This window comes from Angustibacter sp. McL0619 (assembly GCF_049994355.1).
GTDB lineage: Bacteria > Actinomycetota > Actinomycetes > Actinomycetales > Angustibacteraceae > Angustibacter.
The window spans coordinates 865027-884655 of the sequence record NZ_CP188257.1; the positions used below are offsets into that span (position 1 = coordinate 865027).

Consider the following 19629-nt stretch of genomic DNA (forward strand, 5'->3'; position numbering starts at 1 on the left):
GTCAGCCCAGCGACCAGTCGATGGGCTGCGCGCCCTGCTGCACCAGCAGCGCGTTGACCTGGCTGAACGGGCGCGAACCGAAGAACCCGCGGTCGGCGGACATCGGGCTGGGGTGCGCGCTGGCCACCACCGGGACCTGGCCCAGCAGTGGCCGCAACGTCTGCGCGTCCCGGCCCCACAGCACCGCGACCAGCGGCGTGCCGCGCGCCACCAGAGCTCGGATGGCCTGGTCGGTGACCGCCTCCCAGCCCTTGCCGCGGTGGCTCGCGGACGCGCCGGGCTGCACCGTGAGCACGCGGTTCAGCAGCAGCACGCCCTGGTCGGCCCACGGTGTGAGGTCGCCGTTCACCGGTGCTGGGACGCCGAGGTCGTCGGCCAGTTCTCGGTAGATGTTCTGCAGGCTGCGCGGCACCGGCCGCACCTGCGGTGCGACCGAGAAGGACAGCCCGACCGCGTGCCCCGGGGTGGGGTACGGGTCCTGCCCGACGACCAGCACCCGGACGTCGGCGAACGGCCGCTCGAACGCGGCGAGCACCCGCTCGCCGGCCGGCAGGTACGTGTTGCCGCCGGACACCTCGGCCCGCAGGAAGTCGCCCATCTGCCGGACCTGGTCGGCGACCGGCGCGAGCGCCTGGGCCCAACCGTCGTCCATCAGCTCCTCGAGCGACCTGGCCGTCACGGAGGCAAACCCTAGTGGCCGACCGTCCGGCGGACAGCCGGCAGGCGTAGAGTTACTTACTAAGCCTAAGTATCTCCGCCGGAGGACCACCAGTGCCCACGCCTCGCTACGACGTCACCCACCCGAGCTACAAGTGGGTGGCGCTGTCCAACACCACGCTCGGGGTGCTGCTCGCCACGGTGAACGCCTCGATCGTGCTGATCTCGCTGCCGGCCATCTTCCGCGGCATCGAGCTCGACCCGCTGGAACCTTCGAACGTCAGCTACCTGCTCTGGATGCTGATGGGGTACCTGCTGGTCACCGCCGTGCTGGTCGTCTCACTCGGCCGGCTCGGCGACATGTACGGCCGGGTCAAGATGTACAACGCCGGGTTCGCGGTGTTCGCCGCCGCCTCGGTGCTGCTCGCGCTGGTGCCGTGGACGGGCAGCGCGGGCGCGCTGTGGCTGATCGGGTTCCGCGTCGTCCAGGGCGTCGGCGGCGCGATGCTGATGGCCAACTCGACCGCGATCCTGACCGACGCGTTCCCCACCCACCAGCGCGGCATGGCGCTCGGCATCAACCAGGTCGCCGCCCTGGCCGGCTCCTTCATCGGGCTGGTGCTGGGCGGGCTGCTCGCCGAGTGGCACTGGCGCGCGGTGTTCTGGGTCTCGGTGCCGATCGGCTTGGTCGGCACCGTCTGGGCCTACCGCTCGCTGCACGAGGTGGGCAGCCGCGGCAAGGGCCGGATCGACTGGCTCGGCAACATCACCTTCGGCGTCGGCCTGACCGCGCTGCTCGCCGGGATCACGTACGGCATCCAGCCCTACGGCGGCCACGACACCGGCTGGACCAACCCGTGGGTGGTCGCCGGCCTGGTCGGCGGCGTCGGGCTGCTGGTCGTGTTCTGGTTCGTCGAGCGCCGGGTGGAGTACCCGATGTTCCACCTCGAGCTGTTCCGCGACCGCACCTTCGCCTACGGCAACGCGGCCACCCTGCTGGCCTCCATCGCCCGCGGCGGCCTGCAGTTCATGCTGATCATCTGGCTGCAGGGCGTCTGGCTGCCGCTGCACGGCTACGACTACGAGTCGACCCCACTGTGGGCCGGCATCTACCTGGTGCCGCTGACCATCGGGTTCCTCGTCTCCGGCCCCGTCTCCGGACACCTGTCCGACAAGTACGGGTCGCGGATGTTCGCCTTCATCGGGTTGATGCTCGCGGCCGCCAGCTTCGTCGGCCTGCTGCTGCTGCCGGTCAACTTCTCCTACGGCTGGTTCGCGGCGCTGATCGCGCTGAACGGCATCGGCTCCGGGCTGTTCGCAGCCCCCAACACCAGCGCCATCATGGGCAGCGTCAAGCCGCAGGACCGAGGTGCCGCGTCCGGCATGCGCGCCACCTTCATGAACGCCGGCATGCTGCTGTCCATCGGCGTCTTCTTCTCGCTGATGATCGCCGGGCTGGCCAAGCACCTGCCCAGCCAGCTCAGCAGCAGCCTGACCGCCCAGGGCGTGCCCGCCGACACCGCGCACCAGATCGCCGGGCTGCCACCGGTCGGCAGCCTGTTCGCCGCGTTCCTCGGCTACAACCCGATGCGCGAGCTGCTCGGCCCGGACGTGCTGGCCAAGCTGTCGCCGGACCACGCCGCGACGCTGGTCGGCAAGACGTACTTCCCGCAGCTGATCTCCGGCCCGCTGCACGACGGCCTCGTCGTGGTGTTCCTCACCGCCGCGGTGATGTGCGCGCTCGGCGCCGTGCTCTCGCTGGCCAAGCCACGACCGCTGCCGGACGCCGTCGACGAAGCCGCTGCGCAGGAGGTCCTGACCGCGCGCTGAGCATCCGCGGCGACGCTTAGACTGCACCCTCGTGCATGCCTTCGATGAGGACGTCGAGACCCTGAGCCGGGCGGTCCTGGACTACACCCTGCGGCGCTCGCGGATGAACCCGGTGCCGCTGGACGGCCCCCGGACCCAGGCCGAGCTGGACGAGGTGGCCGGCCAGACGATCACCAAGGACGGCCTGGGCGGGACCGCGGCGCTGGACCTGTTCACCCGCGAGCTGGCGCCGGCCTGCATCTCGACCGACCACCCGCGCTATCTGTCGTTCATCCCCTGCGCGCCCACCGAGGCGAGCGCTTTGTTCGACCTGGTGGTCGGGGCGTCGTCCATCTACGGCGGGTCCTGGCTCGAGGGTGCGGGCGCCGTGCACGCCGAGAACGCCGCGCTGCGCTGGATCTCGGACCTGGTCGGCCTGCCCGACGAAGCCGGCGGGGTGTTCGTGCCGGGCGGCACGATCGGCAACCTGTCCGCGCTGGTCGCCGCCCGGCATGCCGCGCGCCGCGAGGGCGGCACGCCGCCGGCCCGGTGGAAGGTGGCCGGCACCACGCAGGCGCACTCCTCGATCAAGAGCGCCTGCGACATCATGGACGTCGACTTCGTCGGCGTGCCGGTGGACGAGGACGGCCGGCTGACCGGGGCGAACCTGCGGGCGACCCTGGAGTCGACGGGCACCGACGGGCTGTTCGCCGTGGTCGCGACCGCCGGGACGACGAACTTCGGCATCGTGGACGATCTGGCCTCGGTGGCCGAGGTCTGCGCCGAGCTCGGGGTCTGGTTCCACGTGGACGGCGCCTACGGCGGCGCCGGGCTGGCCGCCCCCAGCATCCGGCACCGCTACGACGGCATTGAGCGCTGCGACTCGTTCATCGTCGACCCGCACAAGTGGCTGTTCGCACCGTTCGACTGCTGCGCGCTGATCTACCGCGACCCGCAGCAGGCCCGCGCGGCGCACACCCAGAAGGCCGGCTACCTCGACGTGCTGACCGAGGCCGCCGAGTTCAACCCGTCCGACTACTCGGTCGGGCTGACCCGGCGGGCTCGTGGGCTGCCCTTCTGGTTCAGCCTGGCCACCCACGGCACCGACGCCTACACCGCAGCCATCGAGCGCACCCTGGAGGTGACCCGGTACGCGGCGGCGCAGATCGAGAAGCGGGACTACCTCGAGCTGCTGCGCGAGCCGGACACCTCGGTCGTGGTGTTCCGTCGGGTGGGCTGGACTCCGCAGCAGTACCAGCGCTGGTCGGACCGGCTGCTGCTGGCCAACCTGGCGTTCGTCGTGCCCACCACGCACGAGGGCGAGACGGTAACGAGGTTCGCGATCGTCAACCCGAACACCAGCGAAGCGGACATCTCGACGATCTTGGACACGATGGCGTGAGTTCGCGTCGTTGCGCGGGTCGAATGACATCAGTGTGGTTCACCGTCTACCCTGTCGGTCATGGACGCCGCAACGACCGATCGACGCTCCGCTGCACAGGCCGCGAACCACGGCAGTGTCGAGCCGAGCTCTGCGTCCACCCTGTCGGAGCGCGACACCGAGATCCTGGCCTTCGAGCGGCAGTGGTGGAAGTACGCCGGCGCGAAGGAGCAGGCGATCCGCGAGCTGTTCGACATGTCAGCCACTCGGTACTACCAGGTGCTGAACGCGCTGATCGACCGGCAGGACGCGCTGGAGCTCGACCCGATGCTGGTCAAGCGGCTGCGCCGGATGCGTGCCTCGCGCCAGCGGGCCCGTTCCGCGCGCCGCCTCGGGATGAAGGTCTGACCCTGTCCGTGGCGCCGGCGAACCGGCGCCGTGCAGGAGCACGAAGCGTATGAGCCAGTACCACGAACGCCGCGGGGCGCACCGCCCGCCGGGCCTGGGGCCAGCGGGCGCGATCCCGTGGTTCATCGCCGCCGTCGCCGTCGTGCTGATCGTCGTCTACGCCACCGGCTCGTGGGGTGGCGGCGCGGACGACAGCGGCACCAACGCGGCCAGCTCGGGAGCGGTATCGGGTTCGTCCTCGACGAAGACGCCCAGCAAGACCGGGACGACGAAGCCGAGCAGCACACCGACGTCCACGCCGGAGGACACCAGTACGAGCGCCGCGCCGACGGTGGACCACTCACAGCCGGTGTCGGTGCTGAACGCGACCAAGCGGTCCGGCCTCGCGGCCGGTGCCGCCGCCAAGCTCAAGAACGCGGGCTGGACCATCCGCAGCACCGGCAACTACAGCGCCGGCGTCGACGTGACCACCGTGTTCTACGGCCGGGCCTCGCTCCAGGCCACGGCGGACGCGGTCGCCGAGGACCTCGGCGGCAGCGCGGTCAGCCGCGAGTCAGCCGACTTCGGCTCCAACCGGGTCACGGCCGTGCTGGGCGCCGACTACCAGAACTGACCGGTTCGCCCGGACGCAGGTATCCGCCGTCCACCAGCCCGGCCCGGACCTCGAAGACGTTCGCCAGGGCGAAGTCGCGCACCTTCCACCAGGACACCAGGCTGGCCACGCCGTAGGCGACCGGGAAGCCGATCATCCCCAGCCAGCAGGCCCACTGCCCGCAGTGCCGCGACTCGTGGGTGAGCAGCCTCGGACGCCGGGCCAGCCGCTCGTCGTCCAGCCGGAGCAGGACCACGTCCCCGATCGTCACCGCCGGCGCCCGCGGCGCCGGGAACCGGGAGCGGTAGCCGGTGGCCACCCAGGTGCCGTGCGGGCCCGGCACCAGCGTGGCGTGCCCGCTGCGGGCGAGCAGCAGTCCCACCGGCGTGGCCAGGGTGAGCACGTTGACCACTCGTCGTGTCCAGTCCCGGGTGCGCAGTCGCATCCGGCCATGATCGTCGCGCCGAGCGGGCTGCGGTAGCCCCCGCCGGCCAGCCAATTCGCTCGTGGGGGCACGGCGGCGCGGGTCCACAGGTGGGCCAGCGGCATTTGCACTCGGAGGGGTCGAGTGCTAATCATTGACCTAGCACTCGTCACACGTGAGTGCTACCTGACGTCGATCGACCGGTGAGGTCGGGGGCCGTCGCGTGACCAGAGCGCGGCGCCGCCGATCGTCCGTCGCGGGCACCGAGCGGTCACCACCACCCGATAGCGGGAGGAACCCGAGAGCATGGCCAAGATCATCGCCTTCGACGAGGAGGCTCGCCGCGGTCTCGAGCGGGGCATGAACGTCCTCGCCGACGCCGTCCGCGTCACCCTCGGCCCCAAGGGCCGCAACGTCGTGCTGGAGAAGAAGTGGGGCGCCCCCACGATCACCAACGACGGTGTGAGCATCGCCAAGGAGATCGAGCTCGACGACCCCTACGAGAAGATCGGCGCCGAGCTGGTCAAGGAGGTCGCGAAGAAGACGGACGACGTCGCCGGTGACGGCACGACGACCGCCACTGTGCTGGCCCAGGCCATGGTCCGCGAGGGCCTGCGCAACGTGGCCGCCGGCGCGAACCCGATGGCCCTCAAGCGTGGCATCGAGCAGGCCGTCGAGGCCGTGTCCGAGCAGCTGCTGGCCTCGGCCCGTGAGGTCGAGACCAAGGAGCAGATCGCGCAGACCGCCGGCATCTCCGCCGGTGACTCCACGATCGGCGACCTGATCGCCGAGGCGATGGACAAGGTCGGCAAGGAAGGCGTCATCACCGTCGAGGAGTCGAACACCTTCGGGCTCGAGCTCGAGCTCACCGAGGGTATGCGTTTCGACAAGGGCTACATCTCGGCGTACTTCGTCACCGACACCGAGCGCATGGAGACCGAGCTCGAGGACCCCTACATCCTCGTCGCGAACTCCAAGATCTCGACCGTGAAGGACCTGCTCCCGCTGCTGGAGAAGGTCATGCAGTCCGGCAAGCCGCTGGTCATCATCGCCGAGGACGTCGACGGCGAGGCGCTGTCCACGCTGATCGTCAACAAGATCCGTGGCACCTTCAAGTCGGTCGCCGTCAAGGCGCCGGGCTTCGGTGACCGCCGCAAGGCCATGCTCGCCGACATCGCCACCCTGACCGGTGGTGAGGTCATCAGCGAGGAGGTCGGCCTGAAGCTGGAGAACACCGGCATCGAGCTGCTCGGCCGGGCCCGCAAGGTCGTCATCACCAAGGACGAGACGACCATCGTCGAGGGTGCTGGCGACGCTGACGCGATCGCCGGACGGGTCAACCAGATCCGCGCCGAGATCGAGAAGTCGGACTCCGACTACGACCGCGAGAAGCTGCAGGAGCGGCTGGCCAAGCTGGCCGGCGGCGTGGCCGTCATCAAGGCCGGCGCAGCGACCGAGGTCGAGCTCAAAGAGCGCAAGCACCGCATCGAGGACGCGGTGCGCAACGCCAAGGCCGCTGTGGAGGAGGGCATCGTCGCCGGTGGTGGCGTCGCGCTCATCCAGGCCGGCAACACCGCGTTCGACAAGCTCGACCTGACCGGCGACGAGGCCACTGGCGCCAACATCGTTCGGGTCGCCGTCGAGGCTCCGCTCAAGCAGATCGCGATCAACGCCGGTCTCGAGGGTGGCGTCGTGGCCGAGAAGGTCCGCGGCCTGGAGGCGGGCTGGGGGCTGAACGCGGCCACCGGCGAGTACGTCGACATGCTGAAGGCCGGCATCAACGACCCGGTCAAGGTGACCCGGTCCGCGCTGCAGAACGCCGCGTCGATCGCCGCGCTGTTCCTGACTACCGAGGCCGTCATCGCCGACAAGCCGGAGAAGGCCTCTCAGGCCATGCCGGGTGGCGACGGTGGCATGGGCGGCATGGACTTCTGATCCACCGCTCCTGATCGACTGCCTCACGCACGAGGCCGGAGGGCGGCACCCGCGCGGGTGCCGCCCTCCGGTGCGTCTGCGGCCCTTTCAGCTGGTGCGCGCGACCAGGGCCGACGTCAGCGAGTGCACCAGCGCACCGAGCCGGTAGCGGTCCGGCACCACGGGCTCGATCCCCGCGTCCCGCAGCGGTTGCGCGGTGACCGGGCCGACCGCGGCCGCGATCACGGCTCCGCTCGTGCAGGCCGACACGACGTCGTCCAGCCGGCCCTGCGTCCGGGCCGCCTCGAGCCAGGCCCAGGTGCCGGGCGCCGAGGTGAACACCACCGCGTCCGCCTGCCGGTCCGCGACGGTGTGCACGGAGGCGACGACCGCGGCCGGGTCCGGCGGCGGTCCCCACCGGTACACGACGAGGCTGGTCACCTGGGCACCCGCCGCTGCGAGCGCGTCATCCAGGCCGTCGGCGCCCGCGCCGTGGTGCTGCACCGCGACGCGCAGCCCGCTCACCCCCTCCAGCAGCAGCAGGTCCTGGATCTCCGCGGAGGTCTCGGACTCGGCGACCCAGTCCGCAGCCAGTCCTGCCGCGTGGATCGCGCCGACCGCCTTGGGGCCGCGCGCCACCAGCCGGGCATCGCCCAGCACCTCGAGCAGCGGGTCGGCGAGCCCCGCGGCGGTGGCTGCCTCCAGCCAGCCGCGGAACCCCACGCCGGTAGTCACCACGACGACGTCCGGACGCCGCTCGAGCACCTCCCGGGTACGGCTGAGCAGTGTCTCGTCGTCCACGTGCGAAACCATCGACAGCACCGGGGCGTGCACGACCTCGGCGCCCCGCCGGTCCAACGCCGCGCCGAGCTCGGCGGCCCGTCGCTCGGCCGTGACGACCACGGTGCAGCCGGCCAGTGGACGATTCGTGAAGTGCGGAGAGCTCACCCGGCCATCGTCCCAGCCCTGGACGTCGTCGCCAGGGTGACGCTGCGGCGTCCACATGCTGGACAGGCCACCAGAAGTTGTCCACAGTCCGGCCGAATGCCGCATCCACAGCATGTGCGCAGACGCGGAGCGCTCAGCGGTGTCCCACGCGCCCCATTCCCTGATCGATGTCCACAGGCGATCCACATGCGATCCACAGGTGGGTCCACAACCGCCGGCCCGCCTGAGAAAAATAGTTGGTGGTGAATCCGCTGAGAACCATTGCGCCGCACCGGGATCGGGGGATAGAAATTGCCTACACCGCAGCAAGCGGCGGGGCCAGAAGGCCGGGGCGACCCGGACGGAAGGCACCGCAGGCAGGCTGAGGTGGACGGTCAGGAGACCGGAGCTCCACCCCCGAGCGGCTTGCCGAGCGGGCGGCGTCGGTGACGAGACGTCGGGAGTTCACGGGCTTGGTCGAGCGGAGCACGTTGTTCGGAGTCCCGAAGGCCTCGGCCATCGGATAGGCCGGACGACGCGGGCGTCATCCCGAGTGATGGCAAGGTCGGTTCGCCGGCCAGGTGATCATGGCTACGCACACGCGAGGCCCCTCCAACTCATACTTGGAGGGGCCTCGTTCGTGTGCTGACCCCTTTCTACCTCCCTTGCGAGGCCGGGGCCGTACGCCACGCCGACGCGAGCACGGCCAAGTGGTGAACGCCACAGACCGCCGCCAGGCCCCCGATCACCGAAAGAGCGCGGCGTTCTGCTGCTCGGCGGCGGCGTACTGCCGGCCCGCCTGGCCCAGCGTCCGGGCGATCAGGTCAAGCGACTCGCGCACCTTGGCCTGGGTGCCGCGCCACTCCTGCGCGACCGCGTGGAAGCGCCCGGACGCCTCGCCGCGCCAGGCGTCCTGCAACGCCGTCAGCTCGCCCATCATGCGAGTCACCTGGCTGTCGATGTCCGCGCTGATCCGCGAAACCGTGCCCGCGGCCGCAGTGATCCGCTCGGTGTCTACCTGGAACTGGCTGCTCATGAGTGCCCCTCTCGTCGTGCCGGCAGTCGTTGCCGTGTCGCCCACGACGCTAGGCGAAACGCGCCGACCGCCGCGGAGCTCATCCACAGGCGAGCTCATCCACAGGCGGGCCGCCACCTAGGCTCGCAGGGTGGCGGTCCTCATCGACCCGCCGGCGTGGCCCGCCCACGGTCGGCTCTGGTCGCACCTGGTCAGCGACGTCTCCTACGACGAGCTGCACCGGTTCGCGGGTGCGGCCGGCGTGCCGCGCCGGGCGTTCGAGGGCGACCACTACGACGTCCCGCAGGAGCGCTACGACCAGCTCGTCGCCGCTGGTGCCCGGCCCGTCCCGTCCCGCGACTTGCTGCGGGCCCTGCAGCGCAGCGGGCTGCGGGTGCCCAAGCGCAAGGGCGAGCTGGTGCTGCGGAGCTGGCCGGACGGGTCCTGGCTGCGGGACGCCGGCCCGCACCAGGTCGACCTGATCCGTTCGGCGCTCGGTCCACCCTCGGACAGCACCATCGGCACCCGGCTGCTAGCCGTCCGGGGCGGCCGGCTGGCCCTCGTCGACGGTGACCTGCCGGCCCTGGACGGCGATCTGGCGAGCTCGTCGGACCCCTCGGCAGTCGGCACGTCGCTGGCCTACCTGCGGGCGCGCTTCGACGGACCGCGGGTCAGCGACCGCTACCCGTGGCCGCGCTGCCACCTGGGCCTGCGCTCGCTGCCGGACGAGTCGGACGGCGCGATCGAGGCCATCACGACCGGCCCGGTGCAGTGGGTGGACTGGGCGCAGGCGCGCCGCGGGCCGATGCCGGTGTACTGGTGGCCGCTGCTGCAGCGACAGCTCGGCGTGCCCTGAGGCCCTCTCAGGCCTGCTCAGGCCAGCTCAGGCCAGGTCGCGCAGCTCGGCCTCGACGTTCGTGCGGGCGTCCGCCTCCCAGCGTTCGTGCGCGGACGGCGTCCGGTAGATCGCGGGGCGCTCCAGCAGCCCGCGCAGCAACGCGGCCCGACCGGCACGGAACGCGACGTCCGGCACCGCGGCGTACTCGCGGCGAACGTCCGTGACGTACACCGCGTAGCGGTGCTTCGGGCTGGCCAGGATGGCCAGGTCCGCGTCGCTGAGCACCTGCCCGTCGACGTCGTGGTCGCCCGGTGCGTGCTGCGCCGTCATCCGGACCAGCTCGCCGACCGCCAGCACCCGGTCCGGGTCGGCGTCCCAGCCGGCCAGCGTCGCGGTGGCCAGCTGGGCACTGGCCTCCTCGTTGTCGTCCGAGCCGATCTCGTAGACCGCGTCGTGCCACCAGGCGGCCATCATCACCGCGGACAGGTCGCGAGCGTGCTCGGCCAGCAACGCGACGCCAGCCACCACCTCGGACAGGTGGCGCTTGTCGTGATAGGCGCGGTGCGGCTGCTCGTAGCGGGCGAGCAGCTCCAGGCCCGCGGCCTCGAGGTCCGTCCGGTCGATGCTCGGCGCCATCCGGCGCGCGTGCCGTACCCAACCACCCAGCAGCTCCATGGCCGCCATTGTTCCGGATACCGCCCCAGGTGCGTGCGATGCTGTGCCGTATGAGCGCCGACATGAGCGCCGACGAGGCCAGGTCGAGTGCGCAAGCCCTCGGGGACAGCCTGCGCGCCACCGGCTACCTGCCGGACCCCGGCCTGTCCACGGTCGCCTGGCTGGCCCTGCGGCTGCACCGCCCGCTGCTGCTCGAGGGCGAGCCCGGCACCGGCAAGACCGCGTTGGCCGAGGCGCTCGCCGCGGCCACCGGGGCGCCGCTGATCCGGCTGCAGTGCTACGAGGGGATCGACGCCAGCCAGGCCCTCTACGACTGGGACGTCACCCGCCAGGTGCTGCACCTACGTGCCCTGGAGGCCACCCGCGGCGACCAGGCGATCGACGTCGCCGTCGCCGAGCGCTCGCTGTTCGACGAACGGTTCCTGCTGGCCCGGCCGGTGCTGCAGGCGCTGCGCACCACGCCCAGCGTGCTGCTGGTCGACGAGATCGACCGGGCCGACGACGAGTTCGAGGCGTTCCTGCTCGAGGTGCTCTCGACGTACGCCGTGACGATCCCCGAGCTCGGCACGATCAGCGCGGCCCAGCCGCCCATCGTCGTGCTGACCAGCAACCGGACCCGAGAGGTGCACGATGCTTTGAAGCGGCGCTGCCTCTACCACTGGGTCGAGCACCCCGGGCTGGCCAGAGAGGTCGAGATCCTGCGGGTACGGGTGCCCGAGGTGCCGCAGCGGCTCGCCGAGCAGGTCGCCACCGCCGCCCAGCGGCTGCGCACCATCGGGCTGCTCAAACCCCCCGGCGTCGCCGAGTCGCTGGACTGGGCCCGCTCGCTGCTCGAGCTCGGCGTCCGCGACCTCGACCCCGAGGTCGCCGCCACCACCCTCGGCGTGGTGCTGAAGTACCGCGAGGACGCCGACCGGGTGCGCCAGGACCTCGCCCGGCTGCTGGCCGGCTGAGCGGCCCGGCTGATGGACGTCGCCGGCCGGGGCGTCGAGGCGGGCGTCGAGATGCGCGTCGAGGCGGACGTCGCGATGGTGCTCGCCGGGTTCGCCCGCACCCTGCGCGCGGCCGGCGTCCCGGTCACCCCCGACCGCACGGCGGCGTTCCTGACCGCAGCGGCCGAGGTCGGCGCCGGCGACCGAGCCGGCGTCTACTGGGCCGGCCGGGCCACGCTGTGCGCCGACCCGGACCACCTGCGGCTGTACGACCTCGCCTTCGACGACTGGTTCGGCGGTCGCCAGCCGCGGGCGCGCGGCCCCGAACAGCCCCCGACGCTGCCGCCCACCACGATGGCCGCGCTGGAGTCCGAGGCGGGGTCCGGCGTCCCCGAGGACGAGCAGGACCCATTGCGGGCAGCCGCCAGCTCGAGCGAGGTGCTGCGGCACCGCGACGTCGCCGACCTGGACGACGTCGCCCGCACCCAGATGCGCCAGCTGCTCGCCGAGCTGGACGTCCGGCTGCCCAGTCGGCGCTCCTCCCGGCGACGGCCGTCCGGCCGCGGCGAGCTGGACGTGCGGCGCACCCTGCGCGAGGAGCTGCGCCGCGGCGGCGAACCCGGCCCGCTGCGCTACCGGCGCGCTGCCCGCCGGCCACGCCGGGTGGTCTGGCTGGTCGACGTGTCCGGGTCGATGGCGCCGTACGCCGACGTCCTGCTCCGGCTCGCACACGCGCAGGTCCGCGCCGGGGTCGGCCAGGGACGCTCGCGGGTCGAGGTGTTCACGATCGGCACCCGGCTGACCCGGGTCACGCCGGCGTTCGCGCACCGGGACGTCGAGCTCGCCCTGCGGGCGGCCGGTGAGCAGGTCCCGGACTGGTCGGGCGGGACCCGGCTCGGCGAGACGCTCGCGGCCTTCAACGAGCGGTGGGGACGTCGGGGGGTGGCGCGCGGGGCGGTCGTCGTGGTGTGCTCCGACGGATGGGAACGCGGTGATCCGGTCCTGCTCGGCGAGCAGGTGCACCAGCTGCACCGGCTGGCCCACCGGCTGGTCTGGGTGAACCCGCACCGCGGCAAGGAGGGCTATCAACCCGTGCAGGGTGGGATGGCCGCGGTGCTGCCGTACGTTGACGACTTCGTGGCGGGGCACTCGGTGGCGTCCTACGCCCGGTTGATGGAGGTGGTCGCGCGTGCGTGAGGTGCTCGAGGAACTGCTCGGCTGGTGGCACCAGGACCGACCCTCCGCGATGGCCACCGTGGTGGCGACCTGGCAGTCCGCCCCCCGCCCGGCCGGCGCCTCGATGCTCGTCGGACCGGACGGCGAGGCGGTCGGCAGCGTCAGCGGCGGCTGCGTCGAGGGCGCGGTGTACGAGCTGGGCCAGCAGGTCATCGCGGACGGTGTCCCGGTCCTGCAGCGGTACGGCGTGAGCGACGACGACGCGTTCGCGGTCGGCCTGACCTGCGGGGGGATCCTGGACGTCTTGGTCCAGCGGGTCGACCCGCTGACCTTCCCCGAGCTCGGTCAGGTCGCGGACGACGTCCGGGGCGGCCGGCCGGTCGCGGTCTGCACGATCATCGAGCACGTCGACCCGGCCCTGGTCGGCGGCCGGCTGGTGGTCCGGGCCGAGGACGACCCCGAGCCGCTGACCGGGCACCTGGTCTCCGAGCGGGCCACCGACGCCGTCGCCGACGACGCCCGCGGGCTGCTCGCGGCCGGTCGCACCGAGACGCTGACCTACGGGCCGGACGGCGAGCGCCGCGGTGAGGGCATGCGGGTCTTCGTGGCCAGCTACGCGCCCAAGCCGCGGATGCTGGTGTTCGGCGCGATCGACTTCGCGGCCGCGGTGGCCCGGATCGGCTCCTTCCTCGGCTACCGGGTCACGGTCTGCGACGCCCGCCCGGTGTTCGCCACGGCCACCCGTTTCCCGGACGCCGACGAGGTGGTGGTGCGGTGGCCGCACCAGTACCTGCAGGAGGAGGCGGAGGCCGGCCGTATCGACCAGCGCGCGGTGCTCGCGGTGCTGACCCACGACCCGAAGTTCGACGTCCCGCTGCTGGAGGTCGCACTGCGCCTGGACGTCGCCTACGTCGGGGCGATGGGCTCGCGACGGACCCATGACGACCGGGTCAAGCGGCTGCAGGAGGCCGGCTTGGACGACGCGTCGCTGGCCAGGCTGAGCTCGCCGATCGGGCTGGACCTCGGCGCCCGCACGCCCGAGGAGACGGCGGTCTCGATCGCCGCCGAGATCGTCCAGCTGCAGTGGGGCGGGCGCGGCAGCCGGCTGGCCGAGCTGGCCGGTCCGATCCACCACGTCGCACCGCTCGCGACCCAGTCGTCCCCGCAGCTGTCCCCGTAGGTATCACCGCAGGTGTGCCCGTAGGTATCACCGTAGGTATCACCGCAGGCAGCTGGCTGCTCATCCTGATCGAGAGGGCCGCGCTCGCGACCCCACGGATTCGGGAGGGGTCGTGCTCGAGCTCGCGCACGCATCGGCCATCGGCTTCGGCACCCGCCGCTGGGCGGGTGCGGACGGGGACGAGCGGGCCCTGGCGACGGCGCTCGACCGCGGCTGCTCGTTGGTCGACGTGGCCGGCCCCCGCGCCGAGCAGGCCGAGCGCGCCGTGGGCCGGGTCCTCGCGCACCGCCTGGACGATGTCGCGGTCGTCGCGACCACCGCCGACCTCGACCTGCACGCGATCGTCGAGCGCGTCCGGTTCGCGGCGTCCCGGCTGCGCCGCGATCGGCTCGACGTCCTGGTGCTCGACCCGAGCCAGCTGCTGCGGGAGGAGCCGGACGACGTGCTGGCCGACTCCGTGGTGCGGGACGCCTTCGCGGTCTGCGAGGGTCTGGCGGACCGCGGCGAGCTGGGCTGCTACGGCGTCCGGCTCGACCCGTCCGTCGCCGCCGCCGATGCGACGTCCCTGGTGAACCGCTGGGTCGACCTGGCCCGTCAGGTCCGCGGCGTGCCGCGGCTGGCCGTTGCCCAGCTGCCGTGCTCGGCGGCGCAGCACCGGGGCGGACCGCAGGACCTGGTGCTGGCCGTGCACCGGGCCGGCCTGCGCGCGCTGGGCACCGAGCCGCTGCCGGTCTGGCCGAGCGCGGGCGGAGCGCCGCTGGCCACCTGCCAGCAGCACCTGCTGTCCGGGGTCGACCACGTGGTCGTCGACCCGTTGGACGCCGAGCAGGTCCGCGCCGTCCAGTCGCTGCTGCCGCTGCGTGCGGCCGCCTGACCCGCGCAACCCGACCCCGCGCAACCCGTTCGGGTGACGCGGTTCCGCTCGCCCCCTTGTGCTTGCGCCTTCAACGGCATTGGATGAGGCCATCGAGCCACAGCGTCGTGTTCTGCTCGCGCACTTGCTCACGGGTGGACCGTCGCGAACCGCATCCGTGGAGGCCGCATGACCCGTGTCACCGTCACTGTCGACGGAGTGCAGTACAGCGACGACGTCGAGCCCCGGCTGCTGCTGGTGCAGTACCTGCGGGAGAACCTCGGCAAGACCGGCACCGTCATCGGCTGCGACACCAGCAACTGCGGCGCGTGCACGGTGCACCTGGACGGCGCCAGCGTGAAGTCCTGCTCGGTGCTCGCCGTGCAGGCCGATGGGCGCGAGGTCACCACCATCGAAGGGCTCAGCCAGAACGGCGAGCTGCATCCCATGCAGGCCGCGTTCCATGAGCACCACGCCCTGCAGTGCGGCTTCTGCACGCCGGGCATGATCATGGCGTCCTGCGCGCTGCTGGCCGACAACCCCGACCCCAGCGAGGACGAGATTCGGCACGGCATCGAGGGCAACCTGTGCCGGTGCACCGGGTACCAGAACATCGTGGCGGCCGTGCAGGCCGCGGCGAAGGCCAGCGCGGGCGAACCGGGCCGGGCCGAGCGCGACGTCACGGCCGAGGCGGGTGCGCTGTGACCGCCGTCGAGGAGCGGACCGGCGAGGTCGGCCGGGCGCGACGGCGCAAGGAGGACCAGCGGCTGATCACCGGCCGCACCCGCTGGACCGACAACATCGTGCTGCCCGGCATGCTGCACCTGGCTTTCGTGCGCAGCCCGTTCGCGCACGCGCGGATCACCTCGATCGACACCGCGGCGGCTGCCGCGGCGTCCGGCGTGATCGCGGTCCTGACCGGTGCCGACCTGGACGAGGAGCAGGGCAGCCTGCCCAACGCCTGGCCGATCACTGCGGACATGAAGACGCCGCGGCACCCGGCGATGCCGGCCGACGTCGTCAAGTTCGCCGGCGAGGCGGTGGCCGTGGTAGCCGCCCGCACCGCCCGTGAGGCGCGCGACGCCGCCGAGCTGGTCGACGTCGACTACGACGAGCTGCCCGCAGTGCTGGACATGGAGGCGGCGGTCGCGTCCGGCGCGCACCTGACCCACGCCGACCTGGAGACCAACGAGAGCGCCACCTGGGTGTTCGACTCCGCCGAGGCCGGCACCGGGACGGACGTCGACGCGGCCATCGCCGACGCTCGGCTGAACGGCGTCGTGATCGAGCGCAGGTTCCGCCAGCAGCGCCTGGTGCCGGCATTCATGGAGCCGCGCTCGGTCGTCGTCGACCCGACCGGTGAGCAGTTCGTCGTGTGGAGCGCCACCCAGGTGCCGCACTTCGTGCGGATCTTCCTGGCGCTGGGCACCGGCGTCCCGGAGTCGAAGATCCGGGTGATCGCGCCGGACGTCGGGGGCGGGTTCGGCGGCAAGCTGCAGTTCACCCCGGAGGAGCTGGCCACGTTCCTGGTGGCCCGCCGGCTGGGCAAGCCGTGCAAGGCGACCGAGACCCGGACGGAGTCGATCCTGACCGCGCACCACGGACGCGACCAGATCCAACGCCTCACCTTGGCCGCCACCAAGGACGGCACCGTCACCGGGCTGAAGGTCGACCTGCTGGCCGACATGGGCGCCTACCTCGGGCTGGTCACCTCGGGGATCCCGATCCTCGGCGCGTTCATGTACAACGCGATCTACAAGTTCCCCGCCTACCGGTTCAGCTGCACGAACGTGTTCACCAACAAGACCTGGACCGACGCCTATCGCGGCGCGGGCCGGCCCGAGGCGACGTTCGCCATCGAGCGGATGATGGACGAGCTCGCCGTCGAGCTGGGCCGCGACCCGCTCGAGGTGCGCGAGCAGAACTGGATCAAGCACGAGGAGTTCCCGTTCAGCACGGTGGCCGGTCTGCAGTACGACTCGGGCAACTACGAGGCCGCAACCGCGAAGGCCAAGGAGCTGTTCGGGTACGACGCGTTGCGGGCCGAGCAGCAGCAGCGCCGTGACAGCGGCGACCCGGTCCAGCTCGGGCTGGGCATCTCCACATTCACCGAGATGTGCGGCCTCGCGCCGTCCCGGGTGCTGGGTGCGCTCAGCTACGTCGGTGGCGGCTGGGAGTCGGCGTCCATCCGGATGCTGCCGACCGGCAAGGTCGAGGTGATCACCGGAGCCAGCGCGCACGGCCAGGGGCACGAGACGGCGTTCAGCCAGATCGTCGCGGACCGGCTCGGCGTGGCGTTCGAGGACGTCGAGGTGCTGCACGGCGACACCCAGATCGCGCACAAGGGCCTGGACACCTACGGCTCGCGCTCGCTTGTGGTCGGCGGCATCGCCATCGTCAACGCCGCCGACAAGGTGATCGAGAAGGCGCGGCCGATCGCGGCGCACGTGCTCGAGGCCAGCGAGGACGACCTGGAGTTCAAGGGCGGGCGTTTCGGCGTCCGCGGGACTGACCAGGGGGTCACGCTCGGCGAGCTCTCCTTCGCGGTGTTCCAGGGGCACAACCTGCCGGACGGCGTGGAGCCGACGCTGGACGCCGACGCCACCTTCGACCCGGAGAACTTCTCGTTCCCGCACGGCACGCACCTGTGCGCGACCGAGGTGGACACCGAGACCGGCGCGGTGAAGATCCGCTCCTACGTCTGCGTGGACGACATCGGCGAGGTGATCAACCCGATGATCGTCGAGGGCCAGGTGCACGGCGGCCTGGCCCAGGGCATCTCGCAGGCCCTGTTCGAGGAGGCCGTGCACGACGACCAGGGCACGCTGACCACGGCGACCTTCGTGGACTACCTGCTGCCCACCGCCGCCGACCTGCCACACTTCACCACCGACCGCACCACCACGGCGTCCACCACGAACCCGTTGGGGGTCAAGGGAGTCGGCGAGGCGGGCACCATCGCCTCCACGCCCGCGGTGGTCAACTCGGTGATCGACGCGGTGCGCCACCTCGGGGTGAGCGACATCGAGATGCCGCTGTCGCCGCAACGGGTCTGGCGAGCCATCCGGGACGGCTCGGCCGGCGCCTCAGGCGAGGCGGCTGCGGCGTCCCCGCACTGGGACGAGCCGGCGCAGTCCGGCGGCGTCGAGGCCTCGCAGACCCGGTCCGACGAGGAAGGGAGCCAGGCATGATCCCCGCGGCGTTCGACTACGTGGCCCCGACCTCGGTGGACGGCGCGCTGCAGGCGCTGGCCGACGCTGTCGGCGAGGGCAAGGACGTGAAGGTGCTCGGTGGCGGGCAGAGCCTGCTGGCCGTGATGCGGATGCGGCTGGCCGCGCCCGAGCTCGTCGTCGACCTCGGTCGGATCGGCGACCTGGCCGACATCCGCGACGACGGTGACGCCGTCGTCATCGGCGCGATGGCCACCCACGACACGGTGCTTCGGCACGAGCTGGTCCGCCAGCACGCGCTGCTCATCGCGCTGGCCACCGAGACGGTGGCCGACCCGCAGGTGCGTCACCGCGGCACGTTCGGCGGGGCCCTCGTGCACGCCGACCCGGCGGGTGACCTGCCCGCACCGGCCCTGGCACTCGGCTGCCAGATGGTCATCGCCGGGCCGGGCGGCGCGCGCCGCACGGTCGACGCGGCCGACTTCTTCCAGGACCTGTTCACCACCGCGGTCGGCGAGGACGAGCTGCTGGTGCAGGTGCGGGTGCCCAAGCACACCGGCTGGGGCGCCTGCTACCAGAAGTTCAACCGCATCTCACACGCCTGGGCGATGTGCGGGGCGGCGGTCGCGCTGCGGGTCGAGGGCGGTTCGATCGCCGAGGCGCGGGTCGCGCTGACCAACATGGGGTCGGTCCCGGTGCGGGCCACGGGCGTCGAGGCGGCGCTGGTCGGCCAGCAGGCGACGTCCGACGCGGTGCGGATGGCGTGCGCTGCGGCGGGGGACGGCACCACGCCCCCCGAGGACGCCAACGCGGACGCCGAGTACCGCCGGCACCTGGCGGGCGTGCTGACCGGACGGGCCGTGCTCGCCGCCGCAGGGGTGTGAGCCGCTGACATGCAGCTGCAGCACCGGTTCAGCGTGCCGATCGGGATCGACGACGCCTGGGCGGCCTTCACCGACATCGAGCGGATCGCGCCGTGCCTGCCGGGCGCCGCGATCACCTCGGTCGACGGTGACGAGTTCGAGGGGACGGCGAAGGTCAAGCTCGGCCCGATCTCGTTGCAGTACGCCGGAAAGGGCACCTGGGTGTCCCGCGACGCGTCGACGTACAGCGCCGTGATCGATGCCCAGGGCAAGGACAAGCGGGGCAACGGGACGGCCGGCGCGACCATCGCGGCGCACCTGGAACCGGACGGCGAGGCCACCGTGGTCGTGGTGGACACCGAGCTGAAGGTCACCGGGCGTCCGGCGCAGTTCGGTCGAGGTGTGATCCAGGACGTCGGAACCAAGCTGCTGGACCAGTTCGCCGCCTGCCTCGCCGTCCGCCTCGCCGAGCCCGCCCAGACGCCAATGGACCTGCCAGCCGAAGCCGCTGTCCCGCCACCGCTCGCGATACCTCAGCCTTCGCCACCAGCGGCCGCCGTCTCGGCACCGCCCGCCATCCCGCCAACGCGCGCGCCTACGGCCGCCGTCCCGCCGGGCTCACCTGCAGCGCCGCCGTCCGAACCTACTGAGGTCAACCTCGGCTCCGTCGTCGGCCCGGTCCTGCTCAAGCGCTACGGCGCCTGGCTCGGTGGCCTCGCAGTCGTCGCCATCATCGTCTGGCTGGTCACCCGAGGCTGACGGCCCGATCGGCGGAGCCCGACGGGCGGCGTCAAACGAGCTTGCGAGAGCCGCCC

At 72.1% G+C, this 19629-nt stretch carries 19 protein-coding genes; 14 read left to right on the top strand and 5 right to left on the bottom strand.

Annotated features, from left to right (window positions below; translation table 11 throughout):
- Window position 1 precedes the first annotated feature (1 nt).
- A complete protein-coding gene (locus ACPPVT_RS03675) occupies window positions 2-679 on the bottom strand; it encodes a uracil-DNA glycosylase (protein WP_426565576.1) in 678 nt (225 codons plus the stop codon).
- A 92-nt stretch (window positions 680-771) separates the two neighbouring features.
- On the opposite strand from ACPPVT_RS03675, the gene ACPPVT_RS03680 reads away from it, so the two are divergent.
- From ACPPVT_RS03680 to ACPPVT_RS03695, 4 genes are read left to right on the top strand one after another with little or no spacing between them, the layout of a single operon-like run.
- On the top strand, window positions 772-2487 hold the full coding sequence (locus ACPPVT_RS03680; protein WP_426565578.1) for an MFS transporter: 1716 nt from the start codon (window positions 772-774) through the stop codon (window positions 2485-2487).
- Window positions 2488-2518: 31 nt separating this feature from the next.
- Window positions 2519-3868, top strand: a complete 1350-nt coding sequence (locus ACPPVT_RS03685; RefSeq protein WP_426565579.1) for a pyridoxal phosphate-dependent decarboxylase family protein — start codon at window positions 2519-2521, stop codon at window positions 3866-3868.
- A gap of 60 nt (window positions 3869-3928) precedes the next feature.
- Window positions 3929-4255: a DUF3263 domain-containing protein gene (locus tag ACPPVT_RS03690; RefSeq protein ID WP_426565581.1), complete on the top strand. Its 327-nt coding sequence runs from the start codon at window positions 3929-3931 to the stop codon at window positions 4253-4255.
- Window positions 4256-4304: 49 nt separating this feature from the next.
- Window positions 4305-4868 carry a LytR C-terminal domain-containing protein gene (locus tag ACPPVT_RS03695; RefSeq protein ID WP_426565583.1) on the top strand — a complete coding sequence of 188 codons (564 nt, stop codon included), beginning with the start codon at window positions 4305-4307 and terminating at the stop codon, window positions 4866-4868.
- On the opposite strand, the gene ACPPVT_RS03700 is transcribed toward ACPPVT_RS03695, so the two are convergent.
- A complete protein-coding gene (locus ACPPVT_RS03700) occupies window positions 4834-5292 on the bottom strand; it encodes a hypothetical protein (protein WP_426565585.1) in 459 nt (152 codons plus the stop codon). The two genes, ACPPVT_RS03695 and ACPPVT_RS03700, sit on opposite strands and share 35 nt — an antisense overlap.
- A gap of 285 nt (window positions 5293-5577) precedes the next feature.
- On the opposite strand from ACPPVT_RS03700, the gene groL reads away from it, so the two are divergent.
- Window positions 5578-7206, top strand: coding sequence for a chaperonin GroEL (groL, locus tag ACPPVT_RS03705; RefSeq protein WP_426565587.1), 1629 nt, complete (start codon window positions 5578-5580; stop codon window positions 7204-7206).
- An 87-nt stretch (window positions 7207-7293) separates the two neighbouring features.
- On the opposite strand, the gene ACPPVT_RS03710 is transcribed toward groL, so the two are convergent.
- Both ACPPVT_RS03710 and ACPPVT_RS03715 read right to left on the bottom strand, forming a co-directional pair.
- Window positions 7294-8133, bottom strand: coding sequence for a uroporphyrinogen-III synthase (locus ACPPVT_RS03710; RefSeq protein WP_426565589.1), 840 nt, complete (start codon window positions 8131-8133; stop codon window positions 7294-7296).
- Between the two features lie 724 nt (window positions 8134-8857).
- The gene (locus tag ACPPVT_RS03715; RefSeq protein WP_426565591.1) at window positions 8858-9148 is read right to left on the bottom strand and encodes a WXG100 family type VII secretion target; all 291 of its coding nucleotides are present in this window, start codon (window positions 9146-9148) and stop codon (window positions 8858-8860) included.
- A 130-nt stretch (window positions 9149-9278) separates the two neighbouring features.
- Here ACPPVT_RS03715 and ACPPVT_RS03720 point away from each other — a divergent pair, with 130 nt between their 5' ends.
- Window positions 9279-9983 (top strand): DUF4031 domain-containing protein, encoded by a 705-nt coding sequence (locus tag ACPPVT_RS03720; protein WP_426565593.1) that lies wholly within the window; start codon window positions 9279-9281, stop codon window positions 9981-9983.
- 27 nt (window positions 9984-10010) lie between these two features.
- Here the strand turns inward: ACPPVT_RS03720 and ACPPVT_RS03725 are convergent, their stop codons facing one another.
- Window positions 10011-10640: an HD domain-containing protein gene (locus ACPPVT_RS03725; protein WP_426565595.1), complete on the bottom strand. Its 630-nt coding sequence runs from the start codon at window positions 10638-10640 to the stop codon at window positions 10011-10013.
- A 50-nt stretch (window positions 10641-10690) separates the two neighbouring features.
- Here ACPPVT_RS03725 and ACPPVT_RS03730 point away from each other — a divergent pair, with 50 nt between their 5' ends.
- From ACPPVT_RS03730 to ACPPVT_RS03765, 8 genes are all read left to right on the top strand, one after another.
- Complete coding sequence (locus ACPPVT_RS03730) at window positions 10691-11593, top strand: AAA family ATPase (protein WP_426565597.1); 903 nt, start codon at window positions 10691-10693, stop codon at window positions 11591-11593.
- A gap of 12 nt (window positions 11594-11605) precedes the next feature.
- Window positions 11606-12769, top strand: a complete 1164-nt coding sequence (locus ACPPVT_RS03735; protein ID WP_426565599.1) for a vWA domain-containing protein — start codon at window positions 11606-11608, stop codon at window positions 12767-12769.
- Window positions 12762-13928 (top strand): XdhC family protein, encoded by a 1167-nt coding sequence (locus ACPPVT_RS03740; protein ID WP_426565601.1) that lies wholly within the window; start codon window positions 12762-12764, stop codon window positions 13926-13928. The genes ACPPVT_RS03735 and ACPPVT_RS03740 overlap by 8 nt, the downstream gene beginning before the upstream one ends.
- Window positions 13929-14040: 112 nt before the next feature.
- On the top strand, window positions 14041-14802 hold the full coding sequence (locus tag ACPPVT_RS03745) for a hypothetical protein (RefSeq protein WP_426565603.1): 762 nt from the start codon (window positions 14041-14043) through the stop codon (window positions 14800-14802).
- A gap of 168 nt (window positions 14803-14970) precedes the next feature.
- A complete protein-coding gene (locus ACPPVT_RS03750) occupies window positions 14971-15486 on the top strand; it encodes a (2Fe-2S)-binding protein (protein ID WP_426565605.1) in 516 nt (171 codons plus the stop codon).
- Complete coding sequence (locus tag ACPPVT_RS03755) at window positions 15483-17972, top strand: xanthine dehydrogenase family protein molybdopterin-binding subunit (protein WP_426565606.1); 2490 nt, start codon at window positions 15483-15485, stop codon at window positions 17970-17972. The genes ACPPVT_RS03750 and ACPPVT_RS03755 overlap by 4 nt, the downstream gene beginning before the upstream one ends.
- A complete protein-coding gene (locus ACPPVT_RS03760) occupies window positions 17969-18835 on the top strand; it encodes an FAD binding domain-containing protein (RefSeq protein WP_426565608.1) in 867 nt (288 codons plus the stop codon). Before ACPPVT_RS03755 ends, ACPPVT_RS03760 begins: the two co-directional genes overlap by 4 nt.
- A gap of 9 nt (window positions 18836-18844) precedes the next feature.
- Window positions 18845-19573 (top strand): SRPBCC family protein, encoded by a 729-nt coding sequence (locus tag ACPPVT_RS03765; RefSeq protein ID WP_426565610.1) that lies wholly within the window; start codon window positions 18845-18847, stop codon window positions 19571-19573.
- The last annotated feature ends 56 nt before the right edge of the window (window positions 19574-19629 follow it).